The sequence below is a fragment of the Tenacibaculum profundi genome, from assembly GCF_052050075.1.
Lineage (GTDB): Bacteria > Bacteroidota > Bacteroidia > Flavobacteriales > Flavobacteriaceae > Polaribacter.
Window position 1 is genome coordinate 280,352 of sequence record NZ_CP197225.1, and the last position, 20,290, is coordinate 300,641.

Annotated in this window: 18 protein-coding genes; 4 read left to right on the forward strand and 14 right to left on the reverse strand. The window is 30.2% G+C overall.

Features of this window, described 5'->3' with window-relative positions; genetic code table 11:
• Positions 1-2: 2 nt before the first annotated feature.
• Both ACSIGE_RS00980 and ACSIGE_RS00985 read right to left on the reverse strand, forming a co-directional pair.
• On the reverse strand, positions 3-1,400 hold the full coding sequence (locus ACSIGE_RS00980; protein WP_440880930.1) for a di-heme oxidoreductase family protein: 1,398 nt from the start codon (positions 1,398-1,400) through the stop codon (positions 3-5).
• 90 nt (positions 1,401-1,490) lie between these two features.
• On the reverse strand, positions 1,491-2,732 hold the full coding sequence (locus ACSIGE_RS00985; RefSeq protein ID WP_440880931.1) for an imelysin family protein: 1,242 nt from the start codon (positions 2,730-2,732) through the stop codon (positions 1,491-1,493).
• Between the two features lie 194 nt (positions 2,733-2,926).
• Here ACSIGE_RS00985 and guaB point away from each other — a divergent pair, with 194 nt between their 5' ends.
• On the forward strand, positions 2,927-4,399 hold the full coding sequence (gene guaB, locus ACSIGE_RS00990) for an IMP dehydrogenase (RefSeq protein WP_440880932.1): 1,473 nt from the start codon (positions 2,927-2,929) through the stop codon (positions 4,397-4,399).
• 145 nt (positions 4,400-4,544) lie between these two features.
• Positions 4,545-4,961 carry a type II 3-dehydroquinate dehydratase gene (gene aroQ, locus ACSIGE_RS00995; RefSeq protein WP_440882169.1) on the forward strand — a complete coding sequence of 139 codons (417 nt, stop codon included), beginning with the start codon at positions 4,545-4,547 and terminating at the stop codon, positions 4,959-4,961.
• Here the strand turns inward: aroQ and ACSIGE_RS01000 are convergent.
• The 3 genes from ACSIGE_RS01000 to ACSIGE_RS01010 form a co-directional block, all read right to left on the reverse strand.
• Positions 4,931-6,127 (reverse strand): lipoprotein N-acyltransferase Lnb domain-containing protein, encoded by a 1,197-nt coding sequence (locus ACSIGE_RS01000; protein WP_440880933.1) that lies wholly within the window; start codon positions 6,125-6,127, stop codon positions 4,931-4,933. The genes aroQ and ACSIGE_RS01000 overlap by 31 nt on opposite strands.
• A gap of 2 nt (positions 6,128-6,129) precedes the next feature.
• Positions 6,130-7,197: a PorV/PorQ family protein gene (locus ACSIGE_RS01005; RefSeq protein ID WP_440880934.1), complete on the reverse strand. Its 1,068-nt coding sequence runs from the start codon at positions 7,195-7,197 to the stop codon at positions 6,130-6,132.
• Between the two features lie 199 nt (positions 7,198-7,396).
• Complete coding sequence (locus tag ACSIGE_RS01010) at positions 7,397-8,371, reverse strand: YheT family hydrolase (protein WP_440880935.1); 975 nt, start codon at positions 8,369-8,371, stop codon at positions 7,397-7,399.
• A 182-nt stretch (positions 8,372-8,553) separates the two neighbouring features.
• Between ACSIGE_RS01010 and ACSIGE_RS01015 the strand changes: the two genes are divergently transcribed.
• Entirely contained in the window at positions 8,554-9,303 is a 750-nt protein-coding gene (locus tag ACSIGE_RS01015) for a CDP-alcohol phosphatidyltransferase family protein (RefSeq protein WP_440880936.1), read from the forward strand.
• Between the two features lie 273 nt (positions 9,304-9,576).
• Here the strand turns inward: ACSIGE_RS01015 and lptB are convergent, their stop codons facing one another.
• From lptB to ACSIGE_RS01035, 4 genes are read right to left on the reverse strand one after another with little or no spacing between them, the layout of a single operon-like run.
• Entirely contained in the window at positions 9,577-10,311 is a 735-nt protein-coding gene (gene lptB / locus ACSIGE_RS01020) for an LPS export ABC transporter ATP-binding protein (protein ID WP_440880937.1), read from the reverse strand.
• A gap of 42 nt (positions 10,312-10,353) precedes the next feature.
• Positions 10,354-10,704 (reverse strand): carboxymuconolactone decarboxylase family protein, encoded by a 351-nt coding sequence (locus ACSIGE_RS01025; protein WP_440880938.1) that lies wholly within the window; start codon positions 10,702-10,704, stop codon positions 10,354-10,356.
• A complete protein-coding gene (gene tatC, locus ACSIGE_RS01030; protein ID WP_440880939.1) occupies positions 10,679-11,500 on the reverse strand; it encodes a twin-arginine translocase subunit TatC in 822 nt (273 codons plus the stop codon). Before tatC ends, ACSIGE_RS01025 begins: the two co-directional genes overlap by 26 nt.
• 2 nt (positions 11,501-11,502) lie before the next feature.
• On the reverse strand, positions 11,503-12,474 hold the full coding sequence (locus tag ACSIGE_RS01035) for a KpsF/GutQ family sugar-phosphate isomerase (RefSeq protein WP_440880940.1): 972 nt from the start codon (positions 12,472-12,474) through the stop codon (positions 11,503-11,505).
• 141 nt (positions 12,475-12,615) lie between these two features.
• On the opposite strand from ACSIGE_RS01035, the gene recQ reads away from it, so the two are divergent.
• Positions 12,616-14,814, forward strand: coding sequence for a DNA helicase RecQ (recQ, locus tag ACSIGE_RS01040; protein ID WP_440880941.1), 2,199 nt, complete (start codon positions 12,616-12,618; stop codon positions 14,812-14,814).
• A 457-nt stretch (positions 14,815-15,271) separates the two neighbouring features.
• Here recQ and ACSIGE_RS01045 read toward each other — a convergent pair whose 3' ends face one another.
• The 5 genes from ACSIGE_RS01045 to ACSIGE_RS01065 form a co-directional block, all read right to left on the reverse strand.
• Entirely contained in the window at positions 15,272-15,643 is a 372-nt protein-coding gene (locus ACSIGE_RS01045; RefSeq protein ID WP_440880942.1) for a DUF4258 domain-containing protein, read from the reverse strand.
• 128 nt (positions 15,644-15,771) lie between these two features.
• Positions 15,772-16,491: a DUF6733 family protein gene (locus ACSIGE_RS01050; RefSeq protein ID WP_440880943.1), complete on the reverse strand. Its 720-nt coding sequence runs from the start codon at positions 16,489-16,491 to the stop codon at positions 15,772-15,774.
• Positions 16,492-16,508: 17 nt separating this feature from the next.
• Positions 16,509-17,267 carry an enoyl-CoA hydratase-related protein gene (locus ACSIGE_RS01055; protein WP_440880944.1) on the reverse strand — a complete coding sequence of 253 codons (759 nt, stop codon included), beginning with the start codon at positions 17,265-17,267 and terminating at the stop codon, positions 16,509-16,511.
• Positions 17,268-17,290: 23 nt separating this feature from the next.
• A complete protein-coding gene (locus ACSIGE_RS01060) occupies positions 17,291-18,604 on the reverse strand; it encodes a hypothetical protein (protein WP_440880945.1) in 1,314 nt (437 codons plus the stop codon).
• A gap of 3 nt (positions 18,605-18,607) precedes the next feature.
• On the reverse strand, positions 18,608-20,233 hold the full coding sequence (locus ACSIGE_RS01065; RefSeq protein ID WP_440880946.1) for an AMP-binding protein: 1,626 nt from the start codon (positions 20,231-20,233) through the stop codon (positions 18,608-18,610).
• Positions 20,234-20,290: the final 57 nt, after the last annotated feature.

A 20,290-nucleotide genomic window follows, 5' to 3' on the forward strand; every position in this document is an offset into this window, starting at 1 on the left:
AGTTATAATGAGTTAATGAAAGCTAGAACAGCGGTTCTATCTTCTTTTGTTAAATTTTTATAAGCTTCCTTACTTTTGTCGGCCTCACCACCATGCCATAATATGGCTTCTTCAATATTTCTAGCCCTACCATCATGCAAGAAAAATGTATGATTATTTACTTCTTTAATCAATCCAATACCCCAAAGTGGTTGCGTTCTCCATTCTTTGCCTGAAGCAAAAAAATCAGGTCTATTGTCAGCAAGTTCATCACCCATATCATGTAAAAGAAAGTCAGAAAAAGGTCTAATTTTTATATTTTCTAATGCGCTATTAAAAGAATAAGATCTTGTTGTAAAACTTTCAATATGACAGCTTGAGCATTTCATTTCTCTAAAAAGATGTTTCCCTTTTAAAACCTTCTCATTATTATAATTTCTTCTTATTGGAACAGCTAAAGAAGTTGCATAAATCATTACATTTTTTAGGGCATCGTCTGTAACTTCGGGACTACCTCCATTTACGGCATTTAGACAATCTTGTTGAGTGGTTGGGCAGTTCTCACTTGGAAATAAAGAAGATGTTAGCCCCATATCACCATGAAAAGCGCCTGCTACTTGCTGTTTTAAGTTCGGTTGATTAGCTTTCCATCCAAATCGGCCTAATTCATGTTTTCTGGTAATTACATTCCAAACGTAATTAGCTTTTCCAGATATACCATCTCCATCACGATCATTTTCATCAATGTTCGCAAGAAGATCTTGTTCACTTAAAGCGTCAATAAAGCCAAGGCCAATTACTTGCTGACCTACTCTGGGAGATGTTAAAATATTTTGTAAGCTACCAAATTGCTCATCTGAAATAGTATAAATAGGTTTTCTGAGTTCATAGGTTTCACCGTCGTTAAATTCTCCTTTTAGATATTCAAATTTTACTGAAACTTTTGCCTCATAAGGAACCCCTATATTTGCATGTTCTTGAATTTGATCACCATAAAATTCTATTGGTTTGGGTGCTCCGTTTGAATTACTTCCGAAGGTACTTATTCTCATCAAAAAGCCTTTTGAAAAGTTTTGCCCTTCTTGCAATGGAACTCCTCTTCCGTCTTTATTGTGACAAGCACTGCAAGAACGAGCATTAAAAGTAGGGCCTAAACCATCACGTGCCGTTGTTGATGCAGGAGAGGATACCCAATTTTGACGAAATAATGAATTACCAACAAAAAATAACCTATTATCAATAATTGATAAATTAGGTATTGGTTGATCGAAGGCATTAGCACCTAATATTGTAGTTGTCAATTGACCCACAGATAGTTCTTCACCTTGTTCATAAGAATATTTAGGAAGGTATTCATTTTCTTTTTCAGCGCATGAAACCAAAATAATAAGTATTGCTGAAAAATAAGTTATCTTATTCAATTTTGTTTGTTGTTTGTTGTTTCTACGTAAAAACCAAACCAAGATTTTCTTGATTTGGTTTGTTATGTTTTTAAGTATTTATTCAGTAGTTTAAACTGATGGATCAATATTACTATTCGTAATTGTTTTTCCAGCTTGAGCTAGTTCATCTCCTTGTTTTTCTAATGAAGATACAGCCGACATAACTGGTTTTGAAGTATTATCAATTGTCTCACCCATTATTTGATAATCAAAAAACTTCGTGTCAGAAATTATTTTGACCTTACTCATTACTAATGTAGCTGTTATTTCTAATGCATTACTTTCTTCTAGGTTTATAAGTTTTAATACATCGAGTAATGACGTTCCACTGATTTCAGATCCATCAACTTTTTTATATTTGCCCATAATAATATTGTTAATAGATTGTGCATTTAAATAAATATCTCTGTGCGTATTGTCAGAAAAACATGAGTGCTCATCTTCCTGATTGTTGTTCTCAACAGCAACAGTCATTCTTTCTCCTGCCAATTCACCTTTACTTAATTTTGCGATACCGGTTAAAATATTTTTGATTGCAGAGTTGTTATCTAATGCTAAAAATTCTTTTCTATAAGCTCCTCCTTCTTTCCATTGGTCTACAACAGATTTTAGATCTTCCACAAGAATTTCAGTAGCTAATTTTAAATATAACCCTCTTCTATCTGCGTTGTCTGCTGTAGTATAGTCAGTAAATGGTCGTTGCCCAGCTATTTTATCGGCAGGAACACTAGTATCTTGTCCCCAAAGTAAAAACTCTATAGCGTGATAGCCAAGTGTAACATTTGATTCATTTTCATCGTATCCTGAAATTTCTCTTAATACATCTTTACTCAATGTAGGGTATTCCGCAGTATTATTAACAATATTTTGTCTGTTATCAGAACTTTGCTGACCTCCTGTACCACTGTCAACATAATCAATTAAAGCCTCATCAAGGGGCCAAGCATTAATGTACCCTTCTGGCTCACCACCATCACCATCAATAGGACCGTCATAAAATCGATAGCCCTCTGTTTGTCCATAAGGTTCTCGGGCTTCTAACCACGCTTTTTTCGCATTATTGAATTTCACTTCACTAGGAGATGCTACAAAGTCATTTATAACATTTTGTAAATCTATAGTTTTTTCTAATGCATCATTATAACTTGCATCAACAATAGCAACATAATTGCTTACAAATTCTCTTTTTCTAATTTCTAGTATTGTAGTTGAAGAGTTATTAGGATCCAAAACAGTATCACTATTATCGCTAGAACAAGAAACTGTAACTAAAAGAACAGCAAATAAATAAGTTAAAATGTTTTTATTCATTTTTATTTAGATTAAATTTATTTTAGGGTGCAATTTAAATATTTTTTTTAAAATTTTAAGATGCTTTTTTTTAAATTTTCTTAGGGATTAAGTATATTATTTTACATCATAATTTGGTAAGATTTTTTGTAGTATATTTGTTCGTAATTAATTTTTAATAACAAAAACTCTAAGGAGTAAAATTGATTACATTTATGAATGCCCACCAATCAAAATTTGTAGGAGAAGGATTAACTTATGATGACGTATTGTTAGTTCCTTCATATTCAGAAATACTTCCAAGAGAAGTTAATATTCGCACAAAATTTTCAAAAAACATCACGATAAACGTTCCTATTGTATCTGCAGCTATGGATACAGTAACAGAGTCAGCAATGGCAATAGCAATTGCCAGAGAAGGAGGGATAGGTGTTTTACATAAAAATATGACCATTGAGCAACAAGCTAATGAAGTAAGAAAAGTTAAAAGAGCAGAAAGTGGTATGATCATCGATCCAATTACGTTGCATGATTCAGCTGTTGTCTTAGATGCTAAAAAGGCAATGAAGGATAATAGAATCGGTGGAATTCCTGTCGTAGACGAGAATAGGAAGTTAATAGGTATTGTAACTAATAGAGATTTACGTTTTGAAAGTAATATTGAGCGTCCTATTAAGGAAGTAATGACTTCAGAAAATCTGATAACTGTAAAAGAAGGAACTTCATTAAAAGAAGCAGAAGTTGTTTTACAAGAAAATAAAATTGAAAAATTACCAGTAGTAAATGGAGATAAGCTCGTAGGACTAATTACTTTTAGAGATATTACAAAAACTACACAAAAGCCAATAGCGAATAAAGATCAATACGGTCGACTTAGAGTAGCAGCAGCTCTAGGGGTAACTGGAGATGTCTTAGAAAGGGCTAATGCTCTAGTAAATGCTGGGGTAGACGCTGTTATTATAGATACAGCACATGGACATACAAAAGGGGTAGTTACTGTTTTAAAAGAGGTAAAATCTAAATTTCCTAATTTAGACGTAGTTGTGGGTAATATTGCAACCCCTGAGGCAGCTAAATATTTAGTTGAGGCTGGAGCAGATGCTATTAAAGTAGGTATAGGTCCTGGGTCAATTTGCACAACGCGTGTTGTCGCAGGAGTTGGATTTCCTCAATTTTCTGCTGTTTTAGAGGTAGCAGCAGCCATTAAAGATTCAGGAATACCAGTCATCGCAGATGGAGGGATTCGTCATACAGGAGATATTCCTAAGGCAATTGCAGCTGGTGCTGACTGCGTAATGCTAGGGTCATTATTAGCAGGGACAAAAGAATCTCCTGGAGAGGCAATAATATTTGAAGGTCGAAAATTTAAGTCATACAGAGGAATGGGATCCGTTGAAGCTATGAAAAAAGGGTCAAAAGATCGTTATTTTCAAGATGTAGAGGATGATATTAAAAAGTTAGTTCCTGAAGGTATTGTGGGTAGAGTACCTTATAAAGGAGAACTATTTGAGAGTATTCATCAATTTGTAGGAGGATTACGTGCAGGAATGGGATATTGCGGGGCTAAAGATATTGAAACCTTAAAGAGTACTGGTAAATTTGTAAGAATAACAGCTTCAGGAATTAATGAAAGTCATCCACATGATGTAGCTATTACAAAAGAAGCTCCTAATTATAGCAGAAGGTAGTATAAGATCAATTTATTGAAAGTTTTTAAACATTATAATAAACCGTTGAGAAATCGGCGGTTTTATTGTTTTAAATAATATAAACTATTTATGTAACTTTAAATTCTTAAACTCGATTCAAAGTTTGAAAAGAACAATATACAATATGAAAAAAATATTAATAATCAATGGCCCTAATTTGAACCTATTAGGAAAAAGAGAACCTGGTATTTATGGTAAAGCTAGTTTTGAAGTATATTTTAACGATTTACAGGAAAAATTCCAAAAAATAAAATTGTATTATTTTCAATCTAATCATGAAGGCGCGTTAATTGATAAGTTACACGAAGTAGGCTATAGTTTTGATGGTATAATATTAAATGCTGCGGCTTATACCCATACTTCAATTGCTATTGCAGATGCCATAAAAGCAATTGAAGCGGCGGTTATAGAGGTGCATATATCTAACGTATATGCAAGAGAAACTTACAGACATAAAAGTTATATAGCACCAAATGTCAAAGGTGTTATCACAGGTTTTGGTTTGCAAAGCTATGAATTAGCTATTCGTAGTTTCTTATAAACTTTAAGAATTACCCAATACCTAATGCTTAACAATAAAAACAGTGGAATTAAACTATAAGGTAATAATTGAATATTAAGTATCCAAACAATAGGAATAAAACCAAGTAAAAAGAATAGTAATATTTTGACGTAGTGAGTTATCCATCTAGAAGTTTTATTCTTATATAATTTCCATGCTAAAATTAAGTTTGTAGGAACAGCCCAAAGCATGTTGAAATTATAAGGAGCAGTAGAGTGATTAGTAAAAAACCACAAAAAAATTACTAAAACTCCAAAAATACCTGTAATTAATAGTAATACTATATCTAGCCATTTTGTATGTTTAACTTTTTTAATATCTTGAAAACTGATAAAAATTCCGATGAAAAGCAATATTGAGAATACTAATAATGGGCTAAACTTATCAGAGTTAGCTTGTTTTTCAGGATAATTTAAAAGAATATTTGTTTTCGATACTAAATTTTCTTCTTTTCCATCTTTTGAAATACTAGATTTTTCAAGTGTTTGATAAACATAGTCTGGTAAGTACATGCATTTGTCTGAGTTGGCTATTTTATCTAGTTTATTACCTAGCGCAATATTTATACCTAATCCTCCCCATGTATTCGTGTTTATCTCTCTATTCATTAGTTCCCTGATAGTACTATTGGAGTTGGTATTATTATTCTTGTAGATGACGCTTTTACCAAGAATTTCTTTTATTATATCTCTAGGTTTTGTTGAGCAATTATTGAAAAAAGGATCATAAAGATAGCTAGCATTTTCAGGTTTAGCATTATTTTCTAGATACTTAAAAAAGTTATTGACTTGCTGAGTATTTAAATTTAATATTTGTTCTTTTACCCATCGTTTATTTTTATTGTATGATTTTAAAGAAGGAGGAAAGTGATATCTTGCTAAACGATACTTCATATAACCTTTTATAAAGTTCAAATAGAAATTTTTCTCTGTGAAATCAAAAATCCCATAATTATATATTAAATCAAGTTTTAACATTGGATCTTTTATTCTTATTGCTGTATGTCCGAATTTTTCATATAGTACATCTCCTGGTCCATAGGTTATGATACTAATTTTAGCATCCCCAGATAATTTTATATTTTGAGAGAAGGAGAATATTGAAATAAATAGAAGTAGAATAAAATAAAAAAGTTTTTGTATCATAATCATTGTGTAAAAGAATGATAGTTAAATTTAATAGAAAAAGTATTTGAAAATAAGACGTTACCTACATTTCCAATATTAGTTAGTGCATAATCTATTTGAAACCCTTTGTAAGTAAAACCTAGGCCAAAACTCGGTTCAATTGATATGGAGCGAGAGTTGTCAAATTCAGTTACTTTCTGAATATTCCCGGCACCAAAGCGCAGAAAGGCCATTTTTTCGTACCCTAATTGTAAACCAATAGCAGGTGTAAAACTAATGAAAGTAGTTGAAATAATATCATTAGTTTTTGCGAAACGCATATTTAAATCAATTTCTGTTAGAAGATTAAAATTTTTATTCATCTTAAAAATTTTTGCTATTCCCATTTGTGCTTTCGGTTTTGTAATTTCGGTAGCATTAGGCAACTCTTGGTTTTTATCAGGTATTGAACTCTTAATTTTTTCAAATTCATTTTTGTTAATAGCCCAACTATTAAAAGTTGTCGTAATATCGCGAAGTATAACACCTAATTTCCATGAATTTCTTTCAAATTGAATTCCTGCATCAAAGCCAAAGCCCCATGATGAGGCAAAATTACCTATAATTCGTCTAATTATTTTCGTGTTTACCCCAAATTTAAGTCCTTTAAGTTTAAGCCTTTTAGAATATGTTATATAAAAAGCATAATCAGCAGCAGAGAAAAGGCTTATTTTATCATAATTTATATTCCCTTTACTATCTATTAATTTTGTAGTATTTAAAATGTTATCAACGCCAAATCTGATAAGAGAAAATCCTACAGCACTTTTATTGTCTAGAGGCATTGCAAAGCCTACAAAATTATATTGAGCAATACCTGCAAAATATGAAGAGTGCATTAAAGAAATTTCATAATTTTTAATGGTAACTAAACCACTAGGATTCCAGTAAATAGAATTTACATTATTACTGTTTGCTACAACAGCTTTACTCATACCAAGTGCAGCTGCATCCACACCTATATTTAAAAATTCGTTGGAGTAATTTCTAAATTGAGCATGAACTGAGGTAATGACTATGTAAAAGATTAGTAAAACATGAATATTCATTTTTATTTTAAAATTAATTTCATAATTAGACTCGAGATTTATGTTTATGACCTAAGAATTAATTTATAGAATATTCATTTTTTATAGAAAGATAACTTTTTTTAAAAATTAAAAACTACGTATATTTTTTTCATTACAATGTAAAATCGAATATTACTATGATAGATTCTCTTATTAAAAATATAGATTTATTTATGAATTAATCAAGGTCAATTTTTTCTTTTATGAATTGTGTTATTTTATATTCGAGCCAATTATTTTGTGTATTTGAAAAAGATGATAAAAAGCCAACATGGCCTCCATAATTGGGAGTTATTAAATAAAAATTATTTAATTTTTTTGCCTCTTCGTAAGGAAAACATTCTTTTGAAAGAAAACTATCATCAAGAGAATTAATTAATAAGGAAGGAATTTTTATTTTTGAAATATAAGGTTTTGAACTTGCTTTAGCCCAGTAGTCTTCGGAGCTTTTAAAACCAAAAACAGGAATAGTATATTGTTTTTCAATATGCCTAAACTTACTTGCTTTAGCTAATAGTTTTTTATCAATATTAAATTCAGGAAATTTTTCCGCTTTAGCTAAAATCTTGTTTTTCATTGTTTTTAAAAACTCTAACAAGTAGATTTTATTTTTAATTTTTAGTAATTCTGCTTGTGAGCTTGTTAAATCTATGGGAACCGAAACAGCAACAGCACCTTTTACAAGGTCAGGTATATTTGTATATTCTCCTAAATATTTTAATGTTAAATTTCCCCCCAAGCTAAACCCAACTATAATAAGGTTATTATACGAGTAATTTTTATCTAAATAATTGATAATAAAACTCACATCATCTGTTTTACCGCTATGATAAGTACCTAACAATAAATTATCTTCTCCACTACATCCTCTTAAGTTCATGCTTACAGTATCAAACCCATTATTATTGAGATAAATGGAGGTAGTAACCATATAGTTAGAAAAAGAGCTACCTTCTAAACCATGTATTAATAGCACTAGACTTTTTGATTTAGTGATAGAAAAATCAAGATCAATAAAGTCGTGATCCCAGGTTTGAACTCTGTCTCTTTTATAATTAATAGAAGCTTTAAGGAACAATGGACGGTAAATAGTATTAAAATGCCCATTCTTAAAAGGTAAACTAGGAGTAAAATTAGAATATAATAATGGCATATGACATAGAATTTAGCAACGAAAACAAATATATATTAAAAATGATTACAGAAGGTTATTAAAATAGACGACTTCAAATAAGAATTTTTGAATTTACATTATAAGATATTTTTAAAATTTTATTTAATAAGATTGAAACATGTAATAGATTTTTTTACTTTCGTCGTTGATAAAATTAAAAAATGAAAATTAAGAAGCATATACCTAATTTCATAACACTAGGGAATTTATTGAGTGGAACAATTGCTACAATTTTAGCAATAAAGGGAGACTTTTATGGTACTTCAATAATGGTTACTCTTGGAATTTTTCTTGATTTTTTAGACGGTTTCATAGCAAGAATTTTAAAAGTTCAAGGAGAATTAGGTAAACAATTAGATTCTTTAGCAGATGTTGTTACAAGCGGGGTCGTACCAGGAATTGTAATGTTACAATTAATTGTAAATGCTATTGATGTGGATCCAGTAGGATATTTTGGAATTGATGCGTATGGTAGATCGGGGAGTAATTTACCTTATTTGGGTTTAATTTTAACTTTATCAGCGGGATATAGGTTAGCAAAGTTTAATTTAGATAAAAGACAGAGCGATAGTTTTATTGGTTTACCTACTCCTGCAATGAGTTTATTTATAATCTCGTTGCCCTTAGTTATTGAATATTCTGATTTTAATATTTTAAAATCTTTTATATTGAATAAGTATACACTAATTGTCATAACAATTGTATTTAGTATATTGATGCATGTTGATTTACCTTTATTTTCGTTAAAGTTTAAAAGCTTTTCATTGAAAGACAATATTGTTAAATATTTATTCTTGATAAGTTCTTTAATTTTGATAGTAATATTTAAAGTGGTATCAATACCTCTAATAATTATACTATATATTTTATTATCTATTTTAAAAAATCAATTTAAAATACCGATAAAGTAAAAGCACAAGCGTATTTAAAACTTCAAAAGAAATGATTTTTATTAATGTTGTAAACAATCATTTCAATAAAAAAGTCACTTTTTTAAACACACAGGTTTTTAAATAAAATTATAGAAAAAAAAAGGAGTTTCAATAGATAGCCATTAGCTATTCATCGATAAAATTATTACAACCGAGAAATCATAATGTATTTTCAGAAAGAAAGTGGAATTGTAAGTTATGTGTAAAACCCGTTTATTTTTGATAAGTTAAGGAGTATACAATTTAAAGAAATTAAAATTTCTTCTTTTTTAACTCAAAATCTTTTCCTAGATATACTCTTCTTACAGTTTCATCATCAGCTAATTCTTCTGGAGTTCCTTCTTTTAAAATACCACCGTTGTACATTAAATAGGTTCTATCCGTAATGGCTAGTGTTGCTTGTACATCATGATCAGTTATTAATATGCCTATATTTTTATTTTTTAGCTTTGCTACAATGCTTTGAATGTCTTCTACAGCAATTGGATCAACACCAGCAAAAGGCTCGTCAAGTAAAATAAATTTTGGATCAGATGCTAAGCATCGTGCAATTTCAGTACGTCTACGTTCTCCACCAGATAATAAGTCACCGCGATTTTTTCTAACGTGGTCCAAGCTAAATTCTTCTATGAGCTCCTCAAGTCGTTGCTTTCTTTCTAATTTAGTTCTATCAGTAAATTCAAGAACAGACATAATATTATCTTCAACTGATAATTTTCTAAAAACAGATGCCTCCTGTGCTAAGTAGCCAATTCCTTTTTGAGAACGTTTGTACATAGCGTCTTCTGTTATTTCTTCATTATCAAGAAAGATAGTCCCTCCATTGGGTTTAATCATTCCTACTATCATATAGAAAGAGGTTGTTTTACCTGCTCCATTTGGACCAAGAAGACCAATTATTTCACCTTGTTCTACTTGCAAAGAGATGCCTTTTACTACTTTACGCTTACCGTATATTTTTTGTATATCGTTGGCTTTTAATTTCATACTAACAACAAGTTTAATTTTTTAAATAGTTTTAGATGCTATTCAAAGTTTAGTTTCTTCTAATGCTTCCCAAAATTCAACAGCTCTTCTTAAATGGGGAATAACAATAGTTCCTCCAACAAGTGTTGCTATTGACATTGTTTCCATTATTTCTTCTTTAGTTACCCCATTTTCAAAGGCCGTTTCTAGGTGATAGGCTATACAATCATCGCACCTAAGTACAGTAGAAGCAACTAAGCCTAGCAATTCCTTCGTTTTTACAGGAAGATGTCCTTTAGAGTAGGCGTTTGTATCGAGATTAAATATTCGTTTTATAACTTTATTATCTGAGGATAATATTTTATCGTTCATTTTAGAACGATACTCATTAAATTCTTGGACTTTTCGAGACATTTTTCTGTTGTTTTTTTATGACAAAATTAGCTACATGTATACTTATTTCATATAAAATCATGATGGGGACGGATACTATAATCTGACTCGCTACATCTGGAGGTGTAATAACAGCAGAAAGTATTAAAACTATTATTAATGCATGTTTTCTATATTTACGTAAAAATAGTGGAGTAACGATACCAATTCTTGCTAAGAAAAATATAATAACAGGTAATTCAAAGAAAACAGCAACTCCAATAAGCGTGTTAGTTATAAGACTTATATATGCATCTAACTTAAAATTATTTTCAATTGCCGTAGATATTTCAAAGTTATAAAAGAAATATACAGACATGGGGATAATAACAAAGTAACTAAAAGCAATTCCTAGAAAAAATAGAAAAGATAAAGTAAATATAAATCCTTTAGATTTTTTCCTTTCATTATCATGTAGTCCTGGAGCTATAAATCTCCAAAATTCCCAAATTACATAAGGAAATGAAATTACAAAGCCTAATATCAAAGAAGACCAAATAGCTGTCATTAGTTGTTGCGTTGGATTTAACGCTTGTAAAGTCTGTTTAAAATTAATATTACAAAAACTGCTATCTATACCAATTGAAGTAAAGGTTTTACAAAAAAAAATATAAGTAGAGAAATCGGGTCTTAAGTGTGCTAATAGAATATTTTCAAAAACAAAATTTATATTAGCAAAAATAAAAATACCTGCTATAAAAACAGCAATAAAACTCCTTACTAAATGCCACCTTAGTTCCTCTAGATGCTCTAAAAAGGACATTTCTTTTATCGCCATAATTAAAATATTCCTTCTTTAATTAAATCGTGTAAATGTATAACTCCAACGTACTGATTGGCATCATCGGTAACTAGTATTTGAGAAATACTGTTATCTTCTAATGAATTTAAAGCATCAATAGCCATTTCGTTAATATTGATTGATTTTGGATTTTTACTCATCACATCACTGGCTGTTAAACCATCGATAATAGTACTTTTATTAAGCATACGTCTTATATCTCCATCGGTTATGATACCTTGAATTTCATTATCTTTATTCACAACAGCAGTTACCCCCAATCTCTTTTCCGATATTTCAACAATAACTTTTGTAATTGCATCAGACGAAGCAACTTTAGGCAATTCATTATTTTTTATAAGATCTGATACTCTAAGATATAAACGTTTACCTAAAGAACCTCCAGGATGGTATTTTGCAAAATCATTACTTGAAAACCCTCTTAGCTCAAGTAGGCATACAGCTAAAGCGTCGCCAAGTACTAGTTGCGTTGTGGTACTTGTAGTAGGAGCTAAATTATTAGGGCAAGCCTCTTTAGGTACATAAGAATTTAAAATAAAATCAGCATTTTTTCCTAAAAAAGAATTTGGGTTTCCTGTGATAGCTATAATTTTATTTTTAGAACTTCTAATGAGTGGTATTAATACTTTTATTTCAGGAGTGTTTCCGCTTTTAGACAGACAAATGACGGTGTCATCTTTTTGAACATTTCCTAAATCTCCATGAATAGCATCTGCGGCGTGCATAAAAACAGCAGGAGTACCAGTAGAATTCAATGTTGCAACAATTTTTGTTCCAATATTAGCACTTTTCCCTATACCAGTAAGAATGACTCTACCTTTTGAATTTAGTAAGTAGTTTACCGCATTAGCAAAAGAATCGTCTAATAGTTCTGTTAAATTAGCTATTGCTTCACTTTGCAATCTAATGGTATTTTTAGCTGATGAAAGAATTTCGTTAAGATTTTTCAATGCTTAAAATTTAATTATGAAATAAAGTTGTAAAAATAGAAATATTTTACCGATCATTGCTCATACAAAGATAGAATATAACTTTTTGTCGAGAGTTTTTTTAATAAATTAGAATTACTTATTAATTTTGTTTAAAAAAAGATGGATATAGAGCAGTCGGATTTATATAAATCATTAAAGAAAATTTTTGGATTCAGTCAATTCAAAGGTTTACAGGAAGATGTTGTAAACAACATATTAAATAATAAAAATACTTTTGTTATAATGCCTACTGGTGGAGGTAAGTCCCTTTGTTATCAGTTGCCTGCATTAATGAAAGAAGGAACGTCCATTGTGATTTCTCCTTTGATCGCTTTGATGAAAAATCAAGTGGATGCTATTAGAGGTATTTCTGAAAATAAGGGCATTGCCCATGTATTGAACTCCTCCTTAAACAAAACAGAGGTAAGCCAAGTTAAAGCTGATATTGAAAATGGTATTACAAAATTACTTTATGTAGCACCAGAATCATTGATTAAAGAGGAGTACGTTGAGTTTTTAAGAGCCCAAAAGATTTCTTTTGTGGCAATTGATGAGGCGCATTGTATTTCAGAGTGGGGACATGATTTCAGACCAGAATATAGAAATCTAAAAAATATCATAAAGCAGATAGATAATGTTCCTATAATTGGCTTGACAGCAACAGCAACAGAAAAAGTTCAAGAAGACATTCTAAAAACACTAGGAATGTCAGATGCTAATGTTTATAAAGCTTCTTTCAATAGACCTAACTTATTTTATGAGGTAAGGCCGAAAACAAAAGATATAGAAAAAGATATAATCAAGTTTATAAAACAACATTTAAACAAATCAGGTATTATTTATTGTTTGAGTCGAAAAAAGGTAGAGGAAATAGCACAAGTTCTTCAAGTGAATGGAGTTAATGCAGTACCATATCATGCCGGATTAGACGCAAAAACAAGAGCAAAACATCAAGATATGTTTTTAATGGAAGATTGTGATGTTGTAGTTGCAACCATAGCATTTGGTATGGGGATTGATAAACCTGATGTTAGATTTGTTATACACCATGATATTCCGAAAAGTTTAGAAAGCTATTATCAGGAAACAGGTAGAGCTGGTAGAGATGGAGGTGAAGGTTATTGTTTAACTTTTTATTCTTATAAAGACATAGAAAAGTTGGAGAAATTCATGGCTAATAAACCTGTTGCCGAGCAAGAGGTAGGTCATGCCTTATTACAAGAGGTTGTCGGATATGCAGAAACTTCAATGAATAGAAGAAAATATTTATTACATTATTTCGGTGAAGAGTTTGACGAAGTAAATGGAGAAGGAGCTGATATGGATGATAATATGCGTAATCCTAAGAAAAAATCAGAATCACAAGAAGAAGTTATTAAACTACTTTCTGTTATTCAAGATACAAATGAAATGTATAAGCCTAAAGAAGTAGTAAACACTTTAATAGGGAAAGAAAATGCACTCTTAACTTCTCATAAAACACCTTCGCAATCATTTTTTGGTATCGGAAAGGAAAAAGATGTTCATTATTGGAATGCATTAATTCGACAAGTGTTGGTTGCAGATTTAATTAGAAAGGAAATAGAACAATATGGAGTTCTAAAAGTCACTCCAGAAGGTAGAGCCTATCTCAATAATCCATCATCTTTTATGATGACCGAAAATCATGTATACAATACGGATGATGATGGAACTATTATAGCGAGTATCAAAACAACAAAAGTAGGTGTTGATGCTAAGTTAATAACGATGCTAAAGGATCTAAGGAAAAAAGTTGGTAAAAAATTAGGAGTTCCTCCTTTTGCTGTTTTTCAGGACCCTTCAATTGATGATATGGCATTAAAATATCCGATTAATATAGATGAATTATCAAAAGTTCATGGTGTTGGTGAAGGAAAAGCCAAGAAATACGGAAAAGATTTCGTGAAATTAATTTCAAATTATGTTGACGATAATGATATTATTCGTCCGGATGATTTGATTGTAAAGAGTACAGGAGTTAACTCAGGGTTGAAGCTATATATCATACAAAATACAGATAGAAAACTTCCTCTTGAAGATATTGCAAGTTCAAAAGGTCTTGAAATGCCTGAATTAATTAAAGAAATGGAGGCTATTGTTTTTTCAGGAACAAAATTAAATATAGATTACGCGGTGGATGATTTGTTAGATGAAGATCAACAAGAGGAAATCTATGACTATTTTATGGAAGCAGAAACTGATAAAATTCAAGAGGCTTTAGATGAATTTGATGGAGATTATGATGATGAGGAATTACGATTAATGAGAATTAAGTTTACGAGCCATATAGCGAACTAAAAAGCTGGCTATTTAAATCAAATTTATTAATAAATAAGAGCAAACGACAGGTTTTTTTATAACCTTGTCGTTTGTTTTTTTGTAAAGATATTATAGATAGAATTATTCATTAAATAATATACAGGAACAAATATTTTATTCTAGTTTATTAGATTAATTAAATAGATAGGTATGATTTGTTTAAAGAAGAAGTCCAAGAATATCTTAAAAATTTAAATGCAAAGCCTTTTGGTGTCTTATACGATATTATAAGATTACAAGTTAGATTATCGTTAATTATTTATAATTAGTAGAAAAAAGTTAACTGCACTTAAAAAGATTGGTGAGATAAGATTTAAGGGAAATTTGAATATTGATTGTCATATTGCTTAATATTGGCAATAAAAAGTCAATCAATTTTTAAAGTAAGAAAACTACTAATAATGATTATATATGTATATATGTGTTTCAAACTTTTCTAATCCCAGAAAATATCCTTAATCGTGACTATAGAATCACATCTTTTTACATATATGCTAACGGATTTTAAACTATCTTTTCCTGTTATAAAATATTCAGCACAAGGTTTAAGTCTAGGTTTACTTTTTCCAAAATCCACATCTCCTCTAAAAAGTAAAGCATTTATAATTGAAGAGTCTTTTCCTTTTGTTTCTAGCACTTTTTTTACATCTGTTGAATAAATATGTTTTTTTATTCTTAGTGATTTAAGTGTTCTAGCATCCATTCCGTAATCGAAAGTTACTTTTTTATTTTTCCAGAAATAAAGAACACCTATTGATCCAATAGTAACACCAATTAAATAGTAACCAAAACGTTTTAGCAATTGCATAATTTAAATTTTCAACACAAAAGTAAGTGATTTTTTAATTTGAAAACTTATTTAGGTTAATAAAAAAATTAAAAAGCCAAAGGGTTGAGTATAACCTTTGGCTAATGGTAAAATGAACGAACTATTGTTTAAATAGGAATAAAAGCTTGAATTTTATAAAACTCTTTTGAGTTTAAATGATCATTTGAGACATTAGGTCCAGCAGCAAATCTAAACCAAACACCATTGTTTAATGTAGTTTTGATATATCCTCCCAAAAATTGGTATAGAGTTTTTGTATCTCCTGAATCTACTCTTGTCTGTCCAAGGTGTTCATAAAAAGCTCCAATAGAAAGTGAGTTTGATATTTTATATCCAGGAATTACCCAATTAAGCATTAAATCTTGTGAATTTCCTTCGCCTCTCATACTTTTATAGTAGGCAGTATATCCCTCAAATTCAAATTTTCTGGTATTGTAAATCATAAATATACTTGGAATAATACTTTCTGCAATTTTAGTTTCTGCTGCACCAGACAGGAGTTTTCCGTGTCCAAAACCAAGGCTAGGATTTAGATATAATTTATCATTAGCTAGCGAAAAACCAAGTCCAACACCTGTTTCTAAAAATAAATCTTTACCTCCATTACCAAATAGTGGATTTACCCAAAATACACTGTAAAAAGTTAAACTTGTTTTTGGTTTAATTTGATGTGAACCTAAAAAAACATTATTGAATCCTGCTGCGCTATTATGAATAGGCATTATAGCAAAAGTTGTTTTATTCTTTTTTGATTTTTTTTCTTGTGAGTATGTATTAAATATCGAAAAAGTAAATAATAATACTGTAATATAAATTGATTTTTTCATGATATAGATTTAGTTTTTTAGTTAAAATTTGGAATTCTTTTTTCTAGGAATGCATTCATACCTTCTTTTTGATCTTTAGTATTGAAGAGTGAATGAAATATTCTTCTTTCAAAAACAATTCCTTCATTTAGATGTACTTGTAAAGAATGATTGATAGCCTCTTTGGAAGCTATTAAAGCAGTTTTAGAGAGACAGGAAATTCCATGTGCATATTCAATTACATTTCTTAAAAAATTATCAGAAGGAAATATTTTTGAGACCAATCCTATTTCATCTGCTTCTGAAGCACTAATATTTCTTCCTGTAAGAATGATGTCCATTGCTTTTGATTTTCCAATCAAATTAGTTAAGCGTTGGGTGCCTCCAATTCCAGGAATAACACCAAGTTTTATTTCTGGTTGACCAAAAACAGCATTTTCGGAAGCGATGATTATATCACACATCATAGCGAGTTCACATCCACCTCCTAATGCATATCCAGACACAGCTGCAATAATTGGAGTTTTTATTTTAGATAGTAATTCCCAGTATCCAAAATAATTTTCAATAAACATTTCAGAAAATCCTTTGTTATTCATTTCTTTAATATCAGCTCCAGCACAAAACACACGATCACTACCCGTTATAATAATGCAACCTACAGTTGTCATCTGGTCGTATTCCTGAATTTCAGAGATAAGTTCATACATCAATTCTGAATTCAAAGAATTAAGGCTACTAGGTCGATTTAATTGAGCAATAACAACCCTTTCTATTTGTTTAAATAGTATGTTCATAATTATTAAATTTTATTGATTTTTTAAGAATCCCAAATAGCTCCATAAGCAGGAATTCCAATAGCTTCCATGCTATGGACAACTTTTTCAGTAAGCTTTTGATTTGAAATGCATATAATAGCTTCCGCATTATGATCACAGAAGGCTTTATATGCTATTTTAACAAGATCAGGTTTCCCTTTTGTATCGGTATCCCAAATAACTGCATTGGGTTGTACAGATTTTATTTCATTAACTAGTTTGCTTCCATATGTTTTGTTGGGGTCTCTAGTTGACCATACTAAAACCGATGGTGTTTCATTAAGTAACAAATGCGGTAGGCATGGGCCAATGCCGCTTCCGGTTGCTACCCAAATTACTTTTTTAAAAAGTTTATCAATATTTCCAACACCGGCTGTAGGAATCCCTTTAACCCAAATTTTTTGAGGTTTTTCAGAAATAAATTTTCCTGTCCAATCTCCTGCTCTTGAAATAGTAAGCCTAAAGCCATTTTTCCCAGGACTAGGAACATTTGCGAAAGAGTGCCATTCTAATAAAGGATTTGTACTAAGTGCTGTTGAAGAGCCAGCAAAAGGGGTAACACCATAATCAAAAGAGGTTAACGCTACATGGTTTGAAGGTCTATTGATATCAATATTAACTTTTTTTAAGTGTAACCAAGGAATAATAACACTTATTGTAACAGTAAAAAGAATCCAAAAATTGACACTTGTAAAAATAGAAACACTTTTATTTTCAATGTTTAAAAAAAGAACCATTTGAACCCAAAATAAAATCAGTACTGTCCATCCACCAAGTCGGTGTGTAATTTCAAAGTGATTGTGGTATTTAGATCTAATGTTAGGTAGTGCCATTATAATGATAATACAAAGCAGTATCAAAATAATAGAAGTTACGATTATTATTGTTAGATTTACTCCGGGTAAATTGTGTTTGTAATGATAATATAAGGATCCAACAAATATAAAGTACCACAGGGTACCCATACTAGTGCTTGAGCTATGAATACCACCAAAATGATATACTTTACCAGCAATTCTTCTTACAAAAAGAGGCCAACTAGTAGGAATACTTGTTGCAATGCTAAAAAGTAAATTTATAATATATTGCTGTCTTACTAAAATTCCAACAGTAAAATTAATTAATACAACTTGAGCAATCGTATTTATCTCAATTCCATCAGAATCAAACCAATTCCATTCAAAAATAGATTTATAAATGATGTGTAGATTTATCAAACTAACCAAAATAAATAATCTATTGTAAGGGATAAGTAAAGGATGTTTTCCTAATCTATACAGCATATTTTTCTTAGGAGGTAAAACAATATTTTCCATTTTTTATAATATTAAAGTTTGTTTTAAAGCTCTCTTGTCTATTTTACCTCTTGATGTTTTCGGAAGCTCTTCGAGAAAAATAAAATTACTAGGTGTATAATAATAAGGGAGTTCTTTTTGTAGTTGTTTTTTTAGTAGCTCCAAAAGATTTTCAGTTTGATTGTTTGTACTAACAAAAGCAACTAAATAATCTTGATATTTTATGGTGGCAGCTCTTTTTACATCATTGAAGCTTTCAATTATTTTTGAAATTGAATCTAGCTCAACTCGAAAGCCTTTTATTTTTACTTGATCATCTATTCGACCGAAGTGAATAAGTTCACCATTTTTATTCCACTTTCCTAAATCGCCCGTATTAAACATATGACTCCCATCATTTAGGAAAGGGTCTAGTTTGTATTTTTTTCTTGTTAAACTTTCATCATGAAGATAGCCTTTACTTACACAATCTCCGCCTCCCCACATAATACCGATTTCTCCAATTTTTGTAGGTGTCATATCTTTATTAAGAATATAGACAGTATTATTTGGTGTCGGTTTGCCAATTGAAAGTTCTGAGCTACCAGGAATACATTTTTTCATGGTATTTACAATTGTTGTTTCTGTAGGACCACAAGAATTATAGAAGTTGCATAACTTAGACCATCTTTCTGCAAGCATTACTGGGCATGGTTCACCTGCAACAGCAACACTCTTAATTTCCTTGCATTTTTCAGGTGGTACTGTAGTTAAAATAGTAGGTGTTGCAATAATAACGTTTGCCTTAGTCACCGTTTCTAAAATATCTTTACCTCTAATTAATAATGTACCCCCATTACCTAAACAACCTAATATTTCCCATGCAGCCATATCAAAAGAAATATTTAATATTTGAGCAACCTTGACTCCTGGAGCAATACCTAAATTTCCCGGAGCACTATATAATATATTACATAAATTTTTATGACTTACTTGAACTCCATTAGGAGTTCCTGTTGTTCCAGAAGTAAATAAAATAAAGCAGGTTGAGTCAGTTTTTTTGTTTTGATGATTAATCAGCTTGATATTTCCATATAAATTTCTGTAGATCTTTTTATTAATTTCTTTGTCAATTAAAATGATTTTATTTTTTTCGTAAAAAGAGATTTTCTCAGCATATGTTGATAATGAAAGAATTATATTCTGTTCACTTTTTGTACTTATTTTTTCAAGCATATCAATGGGGACAATCCTTGGATCTTGAGGAACATATGTTACTTCTAATTTTATACATGCTATTATACTGATTATAAGATCTATAGATCTTGGGATGTATAAGCCAATAACATCTCCATTTTTTATTCCCTTTTGTTTTAATATTAAAGCTAATATTGTTGCTTCATTATCCAGTTCTTTGTAGGTTATATTTTTTGTTTTGTACTCTGCAGCAATATTATGAGGAGTTTTAGATACCCAATATTCAAAAGCATCTAAAACATTTTCAAAGTCAGGTAATATTTCATCTCCTAGGCCATATTCAATAAAAAGTTTTTGATCAATTTCTGATAAATTCATCAATTTAATACGCTTTATATTTTCTAAAAGTCTAGACTTTTTATTGAGATATATTTGGGGATTAGTTGATTTTTCTTTTAAAGCTGTTTTCTTCATAAATTAGTTATTTAAAGATTTTCAAGGGTTTTAAAATGCTGCAGCGAATTTTAATAT